This window comes from Terrimonas rubra (assembly GCF_042686025.1).
Taxonomy (GTDB): domain Bacteria; phylum Bacteroidota; class Bacteroidia; order Chitinophagales; family Chitinophagaceae; genus Terrimonas; species Terrimonas rubra.
In genome coordinates this window covers 149,074-165,391 of sequence record NZ_JBHUOZ010000001.1, presented here as the reverse complement: position 1 = coordinate 165,391, position 16,318 = coordinate 149,074, and the positions used below count along the sequence as shown (strand labels likewise).

9 protein-coding genes are annotated in these 16,318 nt (G+C 40.7%); 2 read left to right on the top strand and 7 right to left on the bottom strand.

Annotation, left to right across the window (positions count from 1 at the left end):
* Window positions 1–25: 25 nt before the first annotated feature.
* The 6 genes from ACFS6H_RS00680 to ACFS6H_RS00655 all read right to left on the bottom strand — a co-directional run bounded on the left by ACFS6H_RS00680 (window position 26) and on the right by ACFS6H_RS00655 (window position 9,323).
* The gene (locus tag ACFS6H_RS00680) at window positions 26–1,795 is read right to left on the bottom strand and encodes a S41 family peptidase (protein ID WP_386093899.1); all 1,770 of its coding nucleotides are present in this window, start codon (window positions 1,793–1,795) and stop codon (window positions 26–28) included.
* A gap of 172 nt (window positions 1,796–1,967) precedes the next feature.
* The gene (locus ACFS6H_RS00675; RefSeq protein WP_386093896.1) at window positions 1,968–4,940 is read right to left on the bottom strand and encodes a T9SS type A sorting domain-containing protein; all 2,973 of its coding nucleotides are present in this window, start codon (window positions 4,938–4,940) and stop codon (window positions 1,968–1,970) included.
* A gap of 584 nt (window positions 4,941–5,524) precedes the next feature.
* Window positions 5,525–5,881, bottom strand: coding sequence for a bleomycin resistance protein (locus tag ACFS6H_RS00670; protein WP_386093893.1), 357 nt, complete (start codon window positions 5,879–5,881; stop codon window positions 5,525–5,527).
* A gap of 59 nt (window positions 5,882–5,940) precedes the next feature.
* On the bottom strand, window positions 5,941–7,080 hold the full coding sequence (locus ACFS6H_RS00665; RefSeq protein ID WP_386093890.1) for a DUF4932 domain-containing protein: 1,140 nt from the start codon (window positions 7,078–7,080) through the stop codon (window positions 5,941–5,943).
* Window positions 7,081–7,171: 91 nt separating this feature from the next.
* Window positions 7,172–8,236 (bottom strand): fatty acid desaturase family protein, encoded by a 1,065-nt coding sequence (locus tag ACFS6H_RS00660; RefSeq protein ID WP_386093887.1) that lies wholly within the window; start codon window positions 8,234–8,236, stop codon window positions 7,172–7,174.
* A complete protein-coding gene (locus ACFS6H_RS00655) occupies window positions 8,226–9,323 on the bottom strand; it encodes a fatty acid desaturase family protein (RefSeq protein ID WP_386093884.1) in 1,098 nt (365 codons plus the stop codon). Before ACFS6H_RS00655 ends, ACFS6H_RS00660 begins: the two co-directional genes overlap by 11 nt.
* A 932-nt stretch (window positions 9,324–10,255) precedes the next feature.
* Between ACFS6H_RS00655 and ACFS6H_RS00650 the strand changes: the two genes are divergently transcribed.
* On the top strand, window positions 10,256–11,188 hold the full coding sequence (locus ACFS6H_RS00650; RefSeq protein WP_386093881.1) for a DUF2167 domain-containing protein: 933 nt from the start codon (window positions 10,256–10,258) through the stop codon (window positions 11,186–11,188).
* 65 nt (window positions 11,189–11,253) lie between these two features.
* On the opposite strand, the gene ACFS6H_RS00645 is transcribed toward ACFS6H_RS00650, so the two are convergent.
* Window positions 11,254–12,741, bottom strand: a complete 1,488-nt coding sequence (locus tag ACFS6H_RS00645) for a P-loop ATPase, Sll1717 family (RefSeq protein ID WP_386093878.1) — start codon at window positions 12,739–12,741, stop codon at window positions 11,254–11,256.
* A 519-nt stretch (window positions 12,742–13,260) separates the two neighbouring features.
* On the opposite strand from ACFS6H_RS00645, the gene carB reads away from it, so the two are divergent.
* Entirely contained in the window at window positions 13,261–16,131 is a 2,871-nt protein-coding gene (gene carB / locus ACFS6H_RS00640; RefSeq protein ID WP_386093875.1) for a carbamoyl-phosphate synthase large subunit, read from the top strand.
* Window positions 16,132–16,318 lie beyond the last annotated feature (187 nt).

Sequence of the window (16,318 nt, the reverse complement as noted above, 5' to 3'; positions counted from 1 at the left end):
TCGTTTTACAGGAAAGGATACACACTTATTTCTTGATAACCTCTATTGCTTTCTCCAGTAAATAATCGCCCTTGGGTAAAAAATTATCCTTAGTGAGCTTCAAAGGGATATTAATTTTTACGCCGGCTTTTTGCGCTTCGGTACCATCGTTGTAAAAAATGGCATTGCCGGTAAAGCTTAGCTTGTAATTGCCGGGCAGATTGATTGTTTTTGAATCCCCGTCAGCCCCGGCACTTTGTTCACCTACCGTAATGGCTTGGGGAAAAAGCTGTTGGATATTCATGGTATTCCATTCGCTTTGACTTAATGTTTCAGCATTTACAATAATGACCACTTTTCCCGGATAAGGCAGATTCTTCACCTGCAGATCGGCCTGGTGGTAGGTTTCTATACCTGGTTTATACTGGTAAGTACCTACGGTCTGTTTGTTTACTTCGTAATACCTGGCATAACGGTGTGGTGTGGTACCAAAACTTTTAACCAGGTAGGTATAAGCAAAACCGCCCCAGTCAGGATAACCCCGCATATCAAAAATGATCCCTTTTTTATTTTTTACCAGGGTTAATAATGAATCCATATGCCGGTCAATGTTATTGTCGTCCACCTCCCTGATAAACCGGAACGTATCAAATATTTTAAAATACACAAAATCATGATCAATGATGGTCAGCGCTTCTCCCTTTGTTTGTTTACCTGGTCTGGAGGACAGGTAAGCGTTCAGCGCTTTAAAGCCTTCATTATCACCGGGGCCGATAAAAGAAATGTTGGCGTTTGTCTTTTGATTATTCCGTAAAACTACCAGCTTCACGTCTTTATTAGTGAGTCCCCAGATAAGGTTCCCAGCATAGCCTGACAGGTAGTGTAATAAGGCGGGAGGATTGGAAACAGATAACAAGGATGCCAGTTCTTCTATACGTTCTTTTACCGGCTTACCGTTAATGGCAACAATATAATCCCCGGTTTTGATATCCGCAGCCTGGCAGTTTTCCGGAATAATAATATCGGTAACGGTAATACCGTCTTCAAAAACCTTATAGGCAAATGGCGGGAAGAAGGCAGTATTGAAAATATCTCTTTTATGCACCAGTTGCTCGTAAAAGGAGTAAGTATGTGAGTCCTGTAAAGTAGCCGAGAGCGTTAACAATATAAGCTCGTAAGCCTTCCTGTCCTTACAATCGAGTGCGGGTATTATTTGCGTTAACAGCAGGCTGTCAAAATTTCGCTCCATCAGGTATTTATGTGGGTACATATAATCAACAACACCCTGCATTTTTGCTAAGGCCAGTAAGCGGTACGGTACCGGTATGTTTTCTGTCTTCGGAAAACTGTATACTTTTTCATTTGGGATATCCGAATTAAAATTTAAAGCCGGTAAATAGTAGTGGTTAGCGGACTGGTAACGGTGTTTAAAAATAGCGGCAAGTCTTTTTTTATTTTTTCTGTCCAGCAAAGTACTTTTTGTATACCAGCTGAAGTTTACATTTTTATCAAGTAGGTTGCCCGCGGCGGCCGTATCCTTTTCTGCGATGGCAGCGGGTAAGGGAAATTGAAGTAAAGAGGATTGCAGGAATTTATTCCATGTTTTTTTGTCCTGCACTTTTGCTATTTCATCAATATACCTGAGAAATATACTATCCGCATTTAATTTCCCGGAAGCGAAATCAGGATGATAGTATTTAATAAAATTCCAGGTTTTGAAATATAAAGCGTAGGCGGCAGGCTGATCGATCTTTTGTGCGGAAGAGGCAAGGGTAACAAGACTAAGTAACAAACAGAGGGCTGCTGTTTTGAGCATATTTTTTTAACAATGTTACGGCTAAAATTTTGTCCGGGAATAAAATGACAGCATTTTAACTTACCTGGTTTACCCGTTTTCTTGTAAGATACCAGTCAAATGAGTTCAGGTAGTAGTTATAATAAAAAAAAGAGGCTGTTCACAAAATTTGCAGACAGCCTCTTTTTTTATTTTATTTTAACTTGTTTATCCTGACAGATTGTATTAACCTGCCTTTCTTGTCAATAACTTTTAATATATATAAACCGCTGCTTAAACCAGTCATATCAATTCTTTCCTGGTAGTTAGATGAAGTTTGCCTGCTTATTATTTTGCCTGAAATGTCACACAATTCCAGCTGCACTTTGCCATTTAACCCTGTTATATTTACTACATCAGTAGTAAGCGGGTTAGGGAAAACAGTAATGGTTTTACTGTTACAGCTGGATGTGATAAAAATAACTTTACTGTACTTAAATGTGCCATCTGCGTCTACCAGTTTCAGCCGGTAGTAGGTATTGCCGCTGCTTAACTGGTTGTCGTAAAAACTGTATTTGCTTTCCATTTCGTTGTAAGCAATTGTTGCCAGATTAGCATAAGACATACCATCTACACTTTTTTCAATTTCAAAATGAGTGAAATTTACCGCATCGCTGGCCTGCCAGTTTAACTGTGCTTTATTACAGGTGATGGCTGTAGCGTAAAAATTATTCAAAACAATCGGTAGCGCAGTAGACCAGATGATGGTATAGGTGGCTGGAGTGGGGTCCGAAACTCCGGCAGCATCAGTAAAAGCGTAGTTGAAAATTATATTGGTAGAGCCATTGCTGATACCTGTGAAGGATAACAAAGCCGGGTTGAAATTAGTAAAGGTTTGATTAACGGTTACAGGTGTGCCATTATATAACATGGTAGCATTAGATGGTAATTGAGTAACAGTGAAGGTACTACTATTGCCAAGAACGCCATCTTCAGGATCGGAGCCACTAACATTGGTTGTGATAGTGCCGGCAGGAATGGCATTTCCTGTTGGGGTTGAAATGTTTTGCGAAACATTATCACTATTGGGCGTTCTTTCAATACCAAAATTAGCCTGGGTAATATCGTTGTTAACCGGGCCCAGGGACAATACGCCATTCGCAGTTCCATCGCTACCGGTGCAGCCTGCTGCGTTTTCACAGTTTTGTTCGCCGGTACTAACCCAACCCGCAGGTAGTGTAACAACCGGAGGTGCCAGCTGACCAACAGTGGCCGTAGCAGTAGTGATGTATACCGAATAAGTATTCCCACCCACAGCAGGAGGGAAGGTGTAGCTGCCATCAGCGTTTACAGGAACCACAGCCACCACGGCTCCGGTGGTATTGTTGTACAAAATAGCATTCAGTCCGCCGGCATTGGTGCCGCTACCATTTACCATACCGGTAGGGATATCGTTTAAGCCATTGGCATCGTTAAAAACATTACCACTGATAATTGGGGTAATGCTGCATATATTAGCGGCAACGGAGTTGAAAAAATTACTAATACCGGAGAAAGGGCCTACATAGTAATCCTGTGTTTTAAAATCATTGGTATAAGGCAGTGCATTGGCGCCATTTGTTAAAGATTTAACCATGCTTAATCCGTAAGGAGTAGCAGGTGACGCATCCATGCCACTTGTAAAGAAAAATTCTTCGTCATTTATAATAGTAAACAAGCGTACTCCGGCAGCTTTAATGGCATTGGCCGCATCATAAGCATTGGTTACATTTTCTACAAAATCATTGGTAGCATCAGAGGCCTGCAAAATTTCAAGATACGGTTGATTAGGTGTACCATCCGTAAAAAAGAACATTACATCCAGCCCGGTATGGTTGAAATTGGTGAGCCCGTCATTCCAGTTGGTACCTGTGTTTTCATAAGCATAACAGGCTGTAGGGCTGCCGCAGTCGGTTCTTAATACATTATCAAACAGCGGGCGATTAGCTGCGGTAACTTCTGTAAGATCTATAAATTGTGCATAACCTCCGGTGGAAGCGAACTTGCCAATACGTAGTCTGAATGGCGTAGGAACCAGCCCATTGGTATAATGTGCTTCAAGGTCATCCAGCAAACCTTTAATACCGGTAATGATCTGCTCACGCTCCGGAACCGACATACTGCCGGTAGCATCCAGCAAAATACCTATATCCAGTGACTGGCATGTTTTGGTCAATGTAGGGTTGGCAGTGTGTGCAATACTAACCGGCTCTACATCCCTGATAGGATTGGTATAAGTGTACAAAGTGCCGCTTGTTTGTACAAAATTGAAACTATTGGCAGGTAAGGTTACTGTACCGGCATTACACACCTGTACCTCAACATAAATAAAACCCTGGGTACCACGGCTGGTGTTGGAATTATCATTTAGTACAGCACCCGCATTAATAGTTATACTGTTAGTGGTGGTAGAAAAAACAGGAGCGGTAGTCCATGTTCCTGTGGCTGTATTATAGCCCTGGACTCCTCCGCTAACCACTGTAATACCAGCAGGGAGGGTAATAGTAACATTATTTTGTAGTTGAACCGCAGGTGCATTGGTAGCGAGGTTAACATAGCGCATATCTACGGCAAACATAGTTCTGCCGCAGGCATATGTTTTATTAGGTAAAAAACCTACACCCACATCCACATAACTCTGTTGGGTAATGCCGAAAAGATTAGTGGTGTTATCGGGACTATTGGTACCAGGAATAGTAAGCACAAACTCATTATTGGGGGTGCCATCGCTTGGTCCCGAAGTGGTGCTTTCGCCTACAGTACCCCAGCCGTTTGGCAATGTTTTTTGAGGAGGGGCAGCGCCTACAGTGCCCTGTACATTACTTAATTGAAAAGTTACCACATCACCGGTAATTAAAGCACCGCCGGCAGGAAATGTAAAAACACCGGTATTGCTTACGGTAACCCGTGCAATTACCAGTCCGTCCTTTACGGCATTTACATACAGTTGGTTGGCTGTAGCCCAGGTGCCGCCACCAGTGCCACCGGCATCTATGCCGCCGGTAAGGCTATTGTTATCAATGTACACTGTACCGCTTACACTTACTTGTGCAGCAATGTTTTTTGGCAAATAAGCTAACAGCAAAAAAATAAAAATAGTAGTTATACTATATTTTAATGATGTTGATTTTTGGTTGATAGTTGTCATTGTACGATAGTATTTATAGGCTGAATAAGCAGATTAGTTTAAAAAAAGTGCTGTTTTGAACGTGCAGTTTAATACGAACAGTGTAAAAGTATATATGAAAAATAATTTTACATTGTTGATTAGTATAATTACTGATAAAATACTCAATAAGTACAATAAATGTAAAAGAAGCCGATTCAAAGGAGCAATCTTCTATCCACATTTAATTTCCCGGAGTCGAAAATCGGCACGATAGTATTTAATAAAATTCCAGGTCTTGCAATATAAAGCGCAAGCGGCTGGCTGATCGATCTGTTGTGGAGAAGAGAAAGGGTAGCGAGAGTAACAAACAGGGGCTGCTGTTTTGAGCATAACTTTTTGACAATGTTACAGTTGACAGTTGCCCGGTAATAAAATGGCAGGCCTTTAACTTGACTGATTTATTGTTTTCATTAAGGTACCAGTCAAATGAGTTCAGGTATTTCTATCTATAGAGAACCCCTGAAACGTTACAGAAATACTGTAAAGTTTCAGGGGCTCCTCAGGTTCAATTTTCCATTGCGGGTTAAAGGCGCAATGAGTTTTATGATAAAAGGCGGAAGTTTTTACAAACTTTGCCCAAAGGTCAGCAGGTTATTATCCGGGTCAAGGAGGGCAAACTCCTTTTGACGCCAGGGTTTTATTTGTAAAGGCCCGTTGGGGTGTATAGGGATATGATTATCCAGGTATGACTGGTATAAGCTGTCAATATCATCGGTACGGATATATACGCCACCGTAATTGGTAGTAATATCCAGGTCTTTAAATTCAAAAAAATGAATTTCGATATTCTCCTTCTCGATCATCAGGTAGGGAGCAAAATCGGGATCGCCCAATTCGCGGAAGCCTAATTTATTTACATAAAAATCCCTGGTTGCGGCTTTATCCCGCATCGGGAGTTTGGGGTTAACAGCTGTCAGCATTTTCCAATATTTAAGAATGAAGTAATTACCTGATTAAAGATACCGGTTTTGTTGCTTTGTTACTGCTGCTTGCACCATTCTATTAGTTGGGGGTATAATTCATCTATTTTTTTGCCAGGGTTGTTTTGTTTCAATTTTAACAATTCATCATTAAAGGCCTGCACTTTCATAAAACCGCGGATCTTTAAAACGGCATTGATATCGTCATAAGCATACTTGATAGCAGCGTTGTCGCCTGCAAAGGCATCCTGGCAGAAAAGATAGAATGTGGTAAAGGTCATATATTCATCAAAAACGCGGCTGGGGTTGGGGTAATACTCCGTTCCTTCTTTGGTCGTATCCACCCATTTATGCCTGTCCTGTAAAGCTATGTTGATCTGTTCTTTATAGGTTTTGGTGGGAGCACCTACATAATTATGATCAATCTCTGTAAACATGATCCGGGTATTGAAAACCTGGTTTTGTTTATCAGTCAGTGCCGGATTTTTTTCTAAGGGTGGTAATACCATCATGATCTGTTTAAAGTCATTATCGGTATAACTGGTGGTATAATTTAAACCATTGATCAGCGGTGAACACATAATGGTATAGTTGTTAACCCGGGTATTGAAGTTTTTTTCCAGCCAGTCCCATTGTTGCTGCAGGTTAGCAAAATTGTTATAGTCTGCAACGATCTGCCGGTAAAATGCTGTATGTTGTTTATAAAACTTTCTGAATCTGGTTTTGACAGCAAACTGTTCAATTTCCTTTTTATAGGTAGTGATCGGGTTCACTGTAATGGTGGTATGTGAGGAAACGTTCTGGGCCGGGAATAAATAGTTCTTATCGGCCTTTAGCTTGTTGCCTTTGAATTGATAGCTCAGGGTGTTGCCGGTGAGAAAAATATAATTAAGCGGGTTGGCTTTCATTAACGAATCGAAAGTTAAAATGATGGGTTCCTGCTTAAACGCTTCAAAATCTTTCAGAACGTCTTTATAATAATTGCCGGTTTGAGCCACCATGTCATCATTCTCCAAACCTGATGCTGTGATAGCGATCATGATATGCAGCAATTCCTTTACTTCATGGATCTCAATTTTTACTTTCCCCTGGTGGGCTTTTCTGAATTTTGCGTCAAAACTGACTTGTTTTTGTTTTTCCTGGGCAGAAATGGTTGTAATAAATAGAAGGAGTGTAAAAAATAAACCAATAGTCTTCATGTTCAATACTTGTTTAGAGAGGAGGCCGTTTATTAAAGGGCGCAAATATCCGCACTTCTTCTTAATTGACCAATGAAATTTATAAACGTATCTACCGGCTTTCCGGCCGGCTCATACGTTTTAAAAGCCTGAGGTGGGAAATAAGCCCGCCCCAATAGCTGGTCTGGTTAGGGGTGATATTATTAGATTGTAATACCTGGTATAAAATTTTGTTGAGTTTTGGGTAGTGGATATGATGATAATGCGGAAACAGGTGATGGGCAATATGGTTGTTAAAGCCCCCGAGAATGAAATTGGCCGTTTCACTGAAAGGGTGCATATCATTGGAGCTTTTTACCTGGTTCATTAACCAGGAAGTATTGATATAACCTTTTTCATCAGTAGTAGGGTAAGCGGTGGTCTCCACATGATGGGTCATAAAAAAGGTGAACAGTAAAAACAGCGATTGCGTTAAATGCATCAATAAGAATCCCGATAAAACAATATACCAGGCCTGGCCGGAGTAAAGCAGGGGTAATACCAGGATAAAGCCGAGATAAACAATCTTTTGTACCCAAAATGACAGGTGATATTTAAAACCTTTCTTTTCGGTGTACGGATCTTTAGAAAAGAGTATAATAAAATCTTTTATAAAGATCCAGAAAAGAGAATAGGTAGTGTAGGCAAGCGGGGCATAGATATGCTGGTAACGATGATACCAGTAATGATCGCTGCCCGGAATTACCCGGATGAGTTTGGTGATGTTCAGGTCTGAATCATACTCTTCCACATTAGGTGCATAGTGATGAGAGTGGATATGCCTTTGTTTCCAGGCTTCGGCATGTGCGCCTACAATCGTGTAAATAAAAATAAAACAAAGATTGTTTAGCTTTTTGCTTTTAAATATAGTGTTGTGAGAAAAATCGTGCGAAAAATTAAAGGCAAACAATAACGACACAAAGCCATATAGTATAAAGTCTAGGATAAAATATACCGGGCTGTTAACCGTATACAAAAGTGAATAGCAGAAAACGGAGGCAGAGAAGTAGAAAATAAATTTTACCCATATTTTAACCAGGAAAACGCGACGGTCAATAACGAGTTGTTCCTCTACCTGGCGGTAAATGGATTTTAATAATTCGCTGTCCTGGGGGATATGCAGGTGTTTATCTCTCAAAGGGGATAGGTTTAAAAGTTTGTTGCCGTCCCATTTCTCTTAAAAACCGGAAATGAGATGCCAGCGATTGATGGTAAGGCATTTCCATATAAGTAAGGCCATGCTTTTGTGCCAGCTCACGAAAAATGGGGAGGATGCCCAGGTAATGTACATGGCAGACATTCGGTAATAAATGATGGAGTGCATGGGCATTAAAGCCACCTAATGTCCAGTTAAAAAATACACTTTCGGTGTTATAATCCACCGAGGTACACATCTGCAGTTTGGGCCAGCTCATATCCAGTTTATTGTCTTTATCCGGAACAGGGTGTGCCACATAGTCCGACAAATGAGAAACGCCTAAGACCCCTACAAACAAGATGGAAATAATAAAATGGTTTAACAGGAAAGCCAATAAAACAGTTGACCAGCCAAAGGGCAGGAGGTAAACGGGCAGCAGGATCATATACCCGATATAGAGCAACTTATAAAGCACCAGTTTAATCACTTCGTTCCGGGGAATTACAATCTTGATGGTACGGCTGGAATAATTGAAAAGCATCAGGGTTTCGCGGAAAAAGAACCAGTTGATAGAGTAAAGCAGGTAAAGGAAAGGGGCATAAATAAACTGGTAGCGGTGAAACCATTTTAATTCCTGGCTGTCAGTCATTCTGAATAATGGGTTATTCAGTACATCAATATCGCTGCCTTCAATGTTTGTATATAAATGATGCGATTCGTTATGGTTCTTCCCCCAGACATAGGCATTGTTTCCCTGTAGGTTAAAGCTGAGAGAAAATAATACTTTATTCCAGAACTTACTTTTAACCGCTACGCCGTGGGCCGCATCATGTGAAATATTAAAAGCGGTTAACAGCACGGAAAGTCCCATTAATAAATAGAAAGTGTAAAAGGCAAAGGTGGTGGTGCTGGTGATCATTAACACATAAAACAGGATATCCAGGCTGAAATAGAGAAAGATCTTAAAAAACATGGTCTTATTACCTGTTTTACGCATCCCTTTGTCCTTAAAGTATTGCTCCACTCTTTCTGTAAGTTCTTTGTAAAAGTCAGAGCCTTCGTCCCTGGTGAATTTTAATTTATTCATATGTTACAATATGATGTTATTGGTTGGCTTGTTTTAAAAACCGGGAAGGGTAACAGAAGTTGTCAGAACAATTTAATCAAAAAAAAGTATACATAATATATTTCAAACCTGTTAAGACAGGCGTTGGGTTAGTTATAGCTTCAGCATTAAACGGACGTTCTGTTTTTTAACATTTTTTTAGTACTGGTGTGACATCAATAATGAATAATCACTGTTTGTCTATAAGGCTTATTAAAGTAATAAATAGAAGATTAACTGGCTTATGCTAAGAACAAGTGTAAACCAGGCAAGTTGTGATCGTCCCGGCGGGTTGATATAATTATAAAAAATAATCGACAAAAATGAGCCCAGCATAATGGCCGGTATGGTGATTAGCCCGAAAGAGCTGTTTAAAAACCGAGTTTGAATGTTCTGTCTCGGTCGAATATGTAGGCTGTCACGCTCTGTAATCGGTTAGTGATGGTGGTGTGTGTCACCTGTATGGTATCATCCCACCCCGTATAATCATACAGAATTTTATTGACCCTAAAAATCCGGCCTTTATCTGTATATAATTTATGTACTTTAACCCGCCCACTACCATAAGAGATTTGATTAGTAATGATTTCAGGACTGGTTACAGAAAGAAAATTCCATTCCAGTACTATTGGTAATAGGATAAGAAAACTTAATGCGAATAACAGTTTATGCTTTTTTTTCGGGGACATATATGGATAGCTTGCTCAGAGGCCGGTGAAGATGAATTATTATACGGTTTTTAGTTTTACAAATAAACTTAGGAATTTTTATCCATACCGGTAAGTATACAAGAAGTTATTAAGAATTATTGAGTTTGTTCATATGTTCACTACAATCATATTATCTTTTGGGTAAGGGGTTATATGTTTACATGTATTTTAGATATATTTGGCGCATAACCACCAAGATATATTATGAGAAAAATTATTGCGATCTGTCTTTCGTTTTTTATGGCCGTATCCGTTGCCAGGGCAGAAAAAGATTCCACCGAAATTTTTATTCAACAGATTGAAAATTCACTGAAGTATGAAACGGGCACTATTAAGCTGGTCCAGGGGAATGGTACGCTGGTTGTACCACAGGGTTTTCGTTTTTTAGACCAGGAGCAGGCAAAGTATGTGATGGAAGAATTATGGGGCAACCCTGCAGATGCCAGTATTATCGGGTTACTGGTGCCTGAGGGCAGGGGTGTACTGGCTGATGACAGTTGGGTGTTTTCCATCTCTTACGATGCTATCGGCTATGTAAAGGATGATGATGCCAGGAAAATCAATTATGATGACCTGCTGAAAGATTTGAAAAAGGAACAGGAAACTGATAATATACAGCGTGTCAAAGAGGGTTATCCGGCTATTGATATCATCGGCTGGGCATCCAAACCATATTATGACGAGCAGACACATACCCTGCATTGGGCACGTGAACTGAATTTTGGCGGTGACTCCAGCAACACCCTGAACTATAACCTGCGGGTGCTGGGTCGTAAAGGGATGTATATGTTAAATGCCATATCGCGTATGAATGAGTTTAACGAAGTAAAGCCCACTGTGAATGAAGTAATTGGCAGTGTTACTTTTGCCAGCGGCGAAACCTATAAAGATTTTGACAGTAAAACGGATAACGTGGCGGCTTATACCGTAGGCGGACTGGTAGCAGGTAAAGTATTGGCCAAAGCCGGTTTTTTTGCCTTACTGGCCAAATTCGGCAAGTTCATCCTGATCGGTTTGGGAGCATTAGGGGCTTTTTTATTCAAGCGTTTCCGTAAAAAGAAAGAAGATGATTTTGCAATGGTAGAAACGGTACCGGTACCGGTGGAAGAAGAGCCAAAGGAGAATAATCCACAATAAAAGATTTTATATTTTATTGAAAAGCGGTATGATAGTTATTGTCATACCGCTTTCTTTTAAAAGAGCTAACTGTCTGCATAGTTAGGAATTGAATCAAAAATATATAGTGCTTTATCTGGTTGTAAAGCCCATCGGAAAGCAGGATGTACCTCCCATTCATAGCCGAAATCTACAAATTGAGATGATAAATACCTATTTTCTTCGAAATATTTTCTATCAATGAATTCTTCACCATCTCGATTTATAATCATTTTTCTCGCAGTAATAAAGTTGATTTTATAAAGAAATTGCGCTAGGTCAGATTGATTAGCATTTTGACCATTTGCAAAACGGAAGGTCGCATGTTCCATGACATTTTTAAGTTTCGACCTTAATTCTGTTGTATTATACTGAAACCATTTTCCTTCTGTTACTTGCTTGCGACTTGGCTTCATTTCAAAAATTAGCCTTTGAATATTAGGCAATTCTGATTTATATTCATTGATTGTGTCTTGTATTCTACCTTGCGAATATTCTTCGAAAATTGTTTCAAAATTTTGCGTGTTAATAATTGTATATTTTCGATTGTAAGCATCTCTTGCTGCTAATGTACATAACTTAACAAGATCTCTTGGCCGTTTACGAATTAAACTCATCAATACGCGATGAATCGGAGCATTCGCCCAAATACCCGTAGAGTTGAATCGTAGGGAAAATACAGGTTCCAGATAATGATTTAAGTGCCTAGTGGGTGTTTGCTTTAAAATATCAATATTGCATTCTCGTCCAAAATAGGATTCAATTCTTTTTATAAGAAGAATTAATATTTCTTGATTAGACCATTTATGCCAAATTACAGATCCTTCTATTTTATCTGTTGATTCGTCTGATGTTCTAACTAAGTAGTAAACATCTGATCGAAGAGCTATTTTGAAATTTAATCCTCTAGTTTCATTGCTTAAATCTCTCACGGCACTCATTAATGCAGAAATTCTATTTATATCTTCCTTGCGGCTTTGCCAACCCCTATCTAAATCGTCTAAATAAATTACGATTTTAGAGAATTTTAAAAATTTTTCAACAATTTTTTTTTGAGCTGGTAATAAATCCGCTTTTTCTTCAATAATTTTTTTGAAAGTTTCTTTCAAAAAAGTTAATAATTGACCCGCAATATTTAGAGGAGTACGGATAATACCAGCCTTATTTGACATTCCGACAGCTTCTAAAGCTTTATCTGCAATAATTTTTATTAGTCCAAGTTTCCAATCTCTAATAGTTTGTAAGGGATCAGAGGTGTCTTTGCCTAAATCTGCAATGTCATCCGGTTTAATAAGTATTGAGAGCCTATTTTTTTCTATGTCTTCATTCATTGCAATTTTGAAGATTGCAGATTTGCCAATGCCTTTATGTCCCACAACAATTCTTAATGGTAAATCAGCAATTACTTTTTCATGTGTATCACTTTTTAAGTAATATGCTTGTAGCCTCTCAAATGTTTCATCCTCGGCAGCTTCGTTGCCAAAGAGGTTTTGAATTACTTCATCCGTAAAAGCAGTAATTTTATCGTGTACCATAAATTTTTTATTAATTCAAATTGTTTTTTCAATTTTGAAGATAATTTAAGTTTTTTACAATACAAATATGTTGAGTGTAAGTTATAACAGTAAGAAAACGTCTCTTTTGAAGCTAACGCATAATTCTAAAAGGATAAGTGAATAAATTCCAACAGATCTAAGGCTGCCCGATTGCAGCGGCACTTTGCTGTAGGCCTGTAGCCCGGGCTCCGGCAAAGTATAGCGGAAAGCGGGAACTGCTGCCGACCGGAGTTCCTACAGCCGAGAGCCCCAAATAGTATATAGTATTCAGTATGTAGACATTAGTATATAGATATTAGATAGGAATGGGTCAAGCTTTAAGCTTTCGGCTTTTAGCTTTAAGCCTCAAACCCAAACATCCGTTAGTTAAAACCTACTTTACCCAAAAAAATCCCCTCACAAAATATTAATCCCCAAAACCGCCGCTAAAAAACTGCTTTCCCTTAATTTTGCGGGATTTGTTTTTTCGCTAAGGTTTTAACCCCCCAGTTTTTTAAAATGCCCAAAGATAATTCCATCAAATCCGTGCTGATCATCGGCAGCGGTCCCATTGTAATAGGCCAGGCTTGTGAATTTGACTATTCCGGTTCGCAGGCAGCCCGCAGTTTACGTGAGGAAGGTGTACGTGTTACCTTAATTAACAGTAACCCGGCCACTATTATGACCGACCCCATGATGGCGGATAAAGTGTATCTATTACCACTTACGGTAGAAAGTATTGAACAGATTTTACAGGAAGCGCAGGATACCGGCAACCCCATTGATGCCGTATTGCCTACCATGGGCGGACAAACTGCCCTGAACCTGTGTAAAGAGGTAGAGGACCTGGGACTTTGGAAACAATTTAATGTTCGCCTGATAGGGGTGGATATTAAAGCCATTGATAAGGCAGAAGACAGGGAACTGTTCCGCCAGTGGATGATTGAAATGGGCATACAGGTGGCTACGGCCAAAACGGCCAACTCCTTTTTAGAAGGAAAAGAGTTTGCACAGGAAATTGGTTTTCCATTAGTTATACGCCCCTCCTTTACCCTGGGCGGTACCGGCGGCGGCTTTGTACACGATAAAAGCGAGCTGGACGAAGCCCTGAACCGCGGTCTACAGGCATCACCCATACACGAGGTGCTGGTAGAACAGGCCGTGCTGGGCTGGAAGGAGTATGAGCTGGAATTATTACGCGACAGCGCCGATAATGTATGTATTATATGTACGGTAGAGAATTTTGACCCCATGGGTGTGCATACCGGTGACTCCATTACCGTGGCCCCGGCCATGACCCTGAGCGATACTGCCATGCAGCTGATGCGTAACACGGCCATAGCCATGATGCGCAACCTGGGCAATTTTGCCGGTGGTTGTAATGTGCAGTTTGCACTGAACCCGGCTAATGAAGAAATTATAGCGATTGAAATCAACCCAAGGGTAAGCCGTTCATCGGCCCTGGCCAGTAAGGCAACGGGTTATCCCATTGCTAAAATTGCGGCCAAACTGGCAATAGGTTATCACCTGGATGAACTGGAAAACCAGATCACCAGGACCACTTCGGCTTATTTTGAGCCGGCGCTGGATTATGTAATTGTGAAAATACCCCGCTGGAATTTTGATAAATTCAAAGGCGCCGATGATACTTTAGGTTTACAGATGAAGAGTGTGGGTGAGGTAATGGGCATTGGCCGCAGCTTTACCGAGGCGGTACAGAAAGCCTGCCAGAGCCTGGAGAACAACGCAGTAGGTCTGGGCTATTATGGTAAAAGCCTGATGCATGCCGAGGAACTGCTGGAATATATTAAAACCCCGAAATGGGACAGGATCTTCCGTATTAAGGATGCCCTGATGGCAGGTATATCGGTTGGCAGTATTTCCAAAGCTACCAATGGTATTGACCGCTGGTTCCTGTACGAGATCCAGAAAATATGTAACCTGGAAAAACAACTGGAAAAATATTCGCTGGCAACATTACCCAAAGAGTTGTTACAGGAAGCCAAAGTGAACGGCTTCAGCGATGAGCAGTTAAGCCGCATTTTACAAAACGGTACCGAAGACGAGATATATGAAAAGCGTAAGGAACTGGGCATAAAAAGGGTGTACAAAATGGTAGATACCTGCAGTGCCGAGTTTGAAGCCAAAACACCTTATTTCTATAGTACGTTTGAAAGTAAGACTACCAACGCAGACGGCAGTACCAGTGAACTGGCCAACGAAAGCAAGGTGACCGATAAAAAGAAGATCATTGTACTGGGTAGCGGTCCCAACCGTATTGGCCAGGGCATTGAGTTTGACTATTGCTGTGTACACGGCTTACTGGCTATTAAAGAATGTGGCTACGAAGCCATTATGGTAAACTGTAACCCGGAAACCGTAAGTACCGATTTTGACATGGCCGATAAGTTATACTTTGAGCCGGTATATTGGGAACACCTGTGGGAGATAATTGAACACGAAAAACCTGAAGGGGTAATTGTGCAGCTGGGCGGACAAACCGCTTTAAAGCTGGCCGAGAAATTAACGCAACGTGGCATTAAAATAATCGGTACCAGCTACGACAGCATGGATATTGCCGAAGACCGCGGCCGTTTCAGCGATATGCTGAAAGACCTGAACATTCCTTACCCTGATTACGGAACCGCTTACGATGTGGATGAAGCCATACAGGTAGCCAATAAAGTAGGTTACCCGGTACTGGTACGTCCTTCCTATGTATTGGGCGGACAGCGTATGCGTATCGTGATCAATGATGAAGAAGTGGAAAGCGCGGTAGTAAGTTTATTAAAACATATACCGGGTAATAAAATCCTGATCGACCATTTCCTGGATCGTTGCCAGGAGGCCGAGATTGATGCCCTGTTTGATGGTGAGAACTTCCATGTAATGGGTGTGATGGAACATATTGAGCCGGCCGGTATCCATAGTGGTGACAGTAATGCGGTGTTACCTGCTTTTAACCTGAGCCCGATGGAAGTAACGACCATGGAGTTTTATGCCGAAAAAATTGCCAGGGCTTTAAATATCAAAGGCCTGATCAATATACAGTTTGCGGTAAAAGGCAGCAATGTGTACGTAATTGAGGCTAACCCAAGGGCCAGTCGTACCACTCCGTTTATTGCCAAGGCTTACCAGATACCTTACCTGAATATTGCGACCAAGATCATGATGGGTACACATACCCTGAAAGACTTTAAGTTTGAAAAGAAACTGAAAGGTTTTGCTATCAAGGAGCCGGTATTCAGCTTTAGCAAATTCCCCAACGTTAACAAGGAGCTGGGCCCTGAAATGAAAAGCACGGGTGAAGCCATCCGTTTCATTAAGGACTTACGCGATCCGTACTTCCGCCAGTTATACAAAGACAGGAGTATGTACCTGAGTAAATAAAATTAAAAGCCCCGTGAGGGGCTTTTTTGTTTTTTGGTAATAATTTGTTTATCGGCTGTTGTGTCACTCACTGCATCGTCCGGTAATGCTATTGTACAAAAAATGGAGCATAGAACTTTTATCAAACATACATGAAAACTCCGTGTACCTCTGTGAAAAAACTCCGTGTACACTGTGGTGAAAAGCT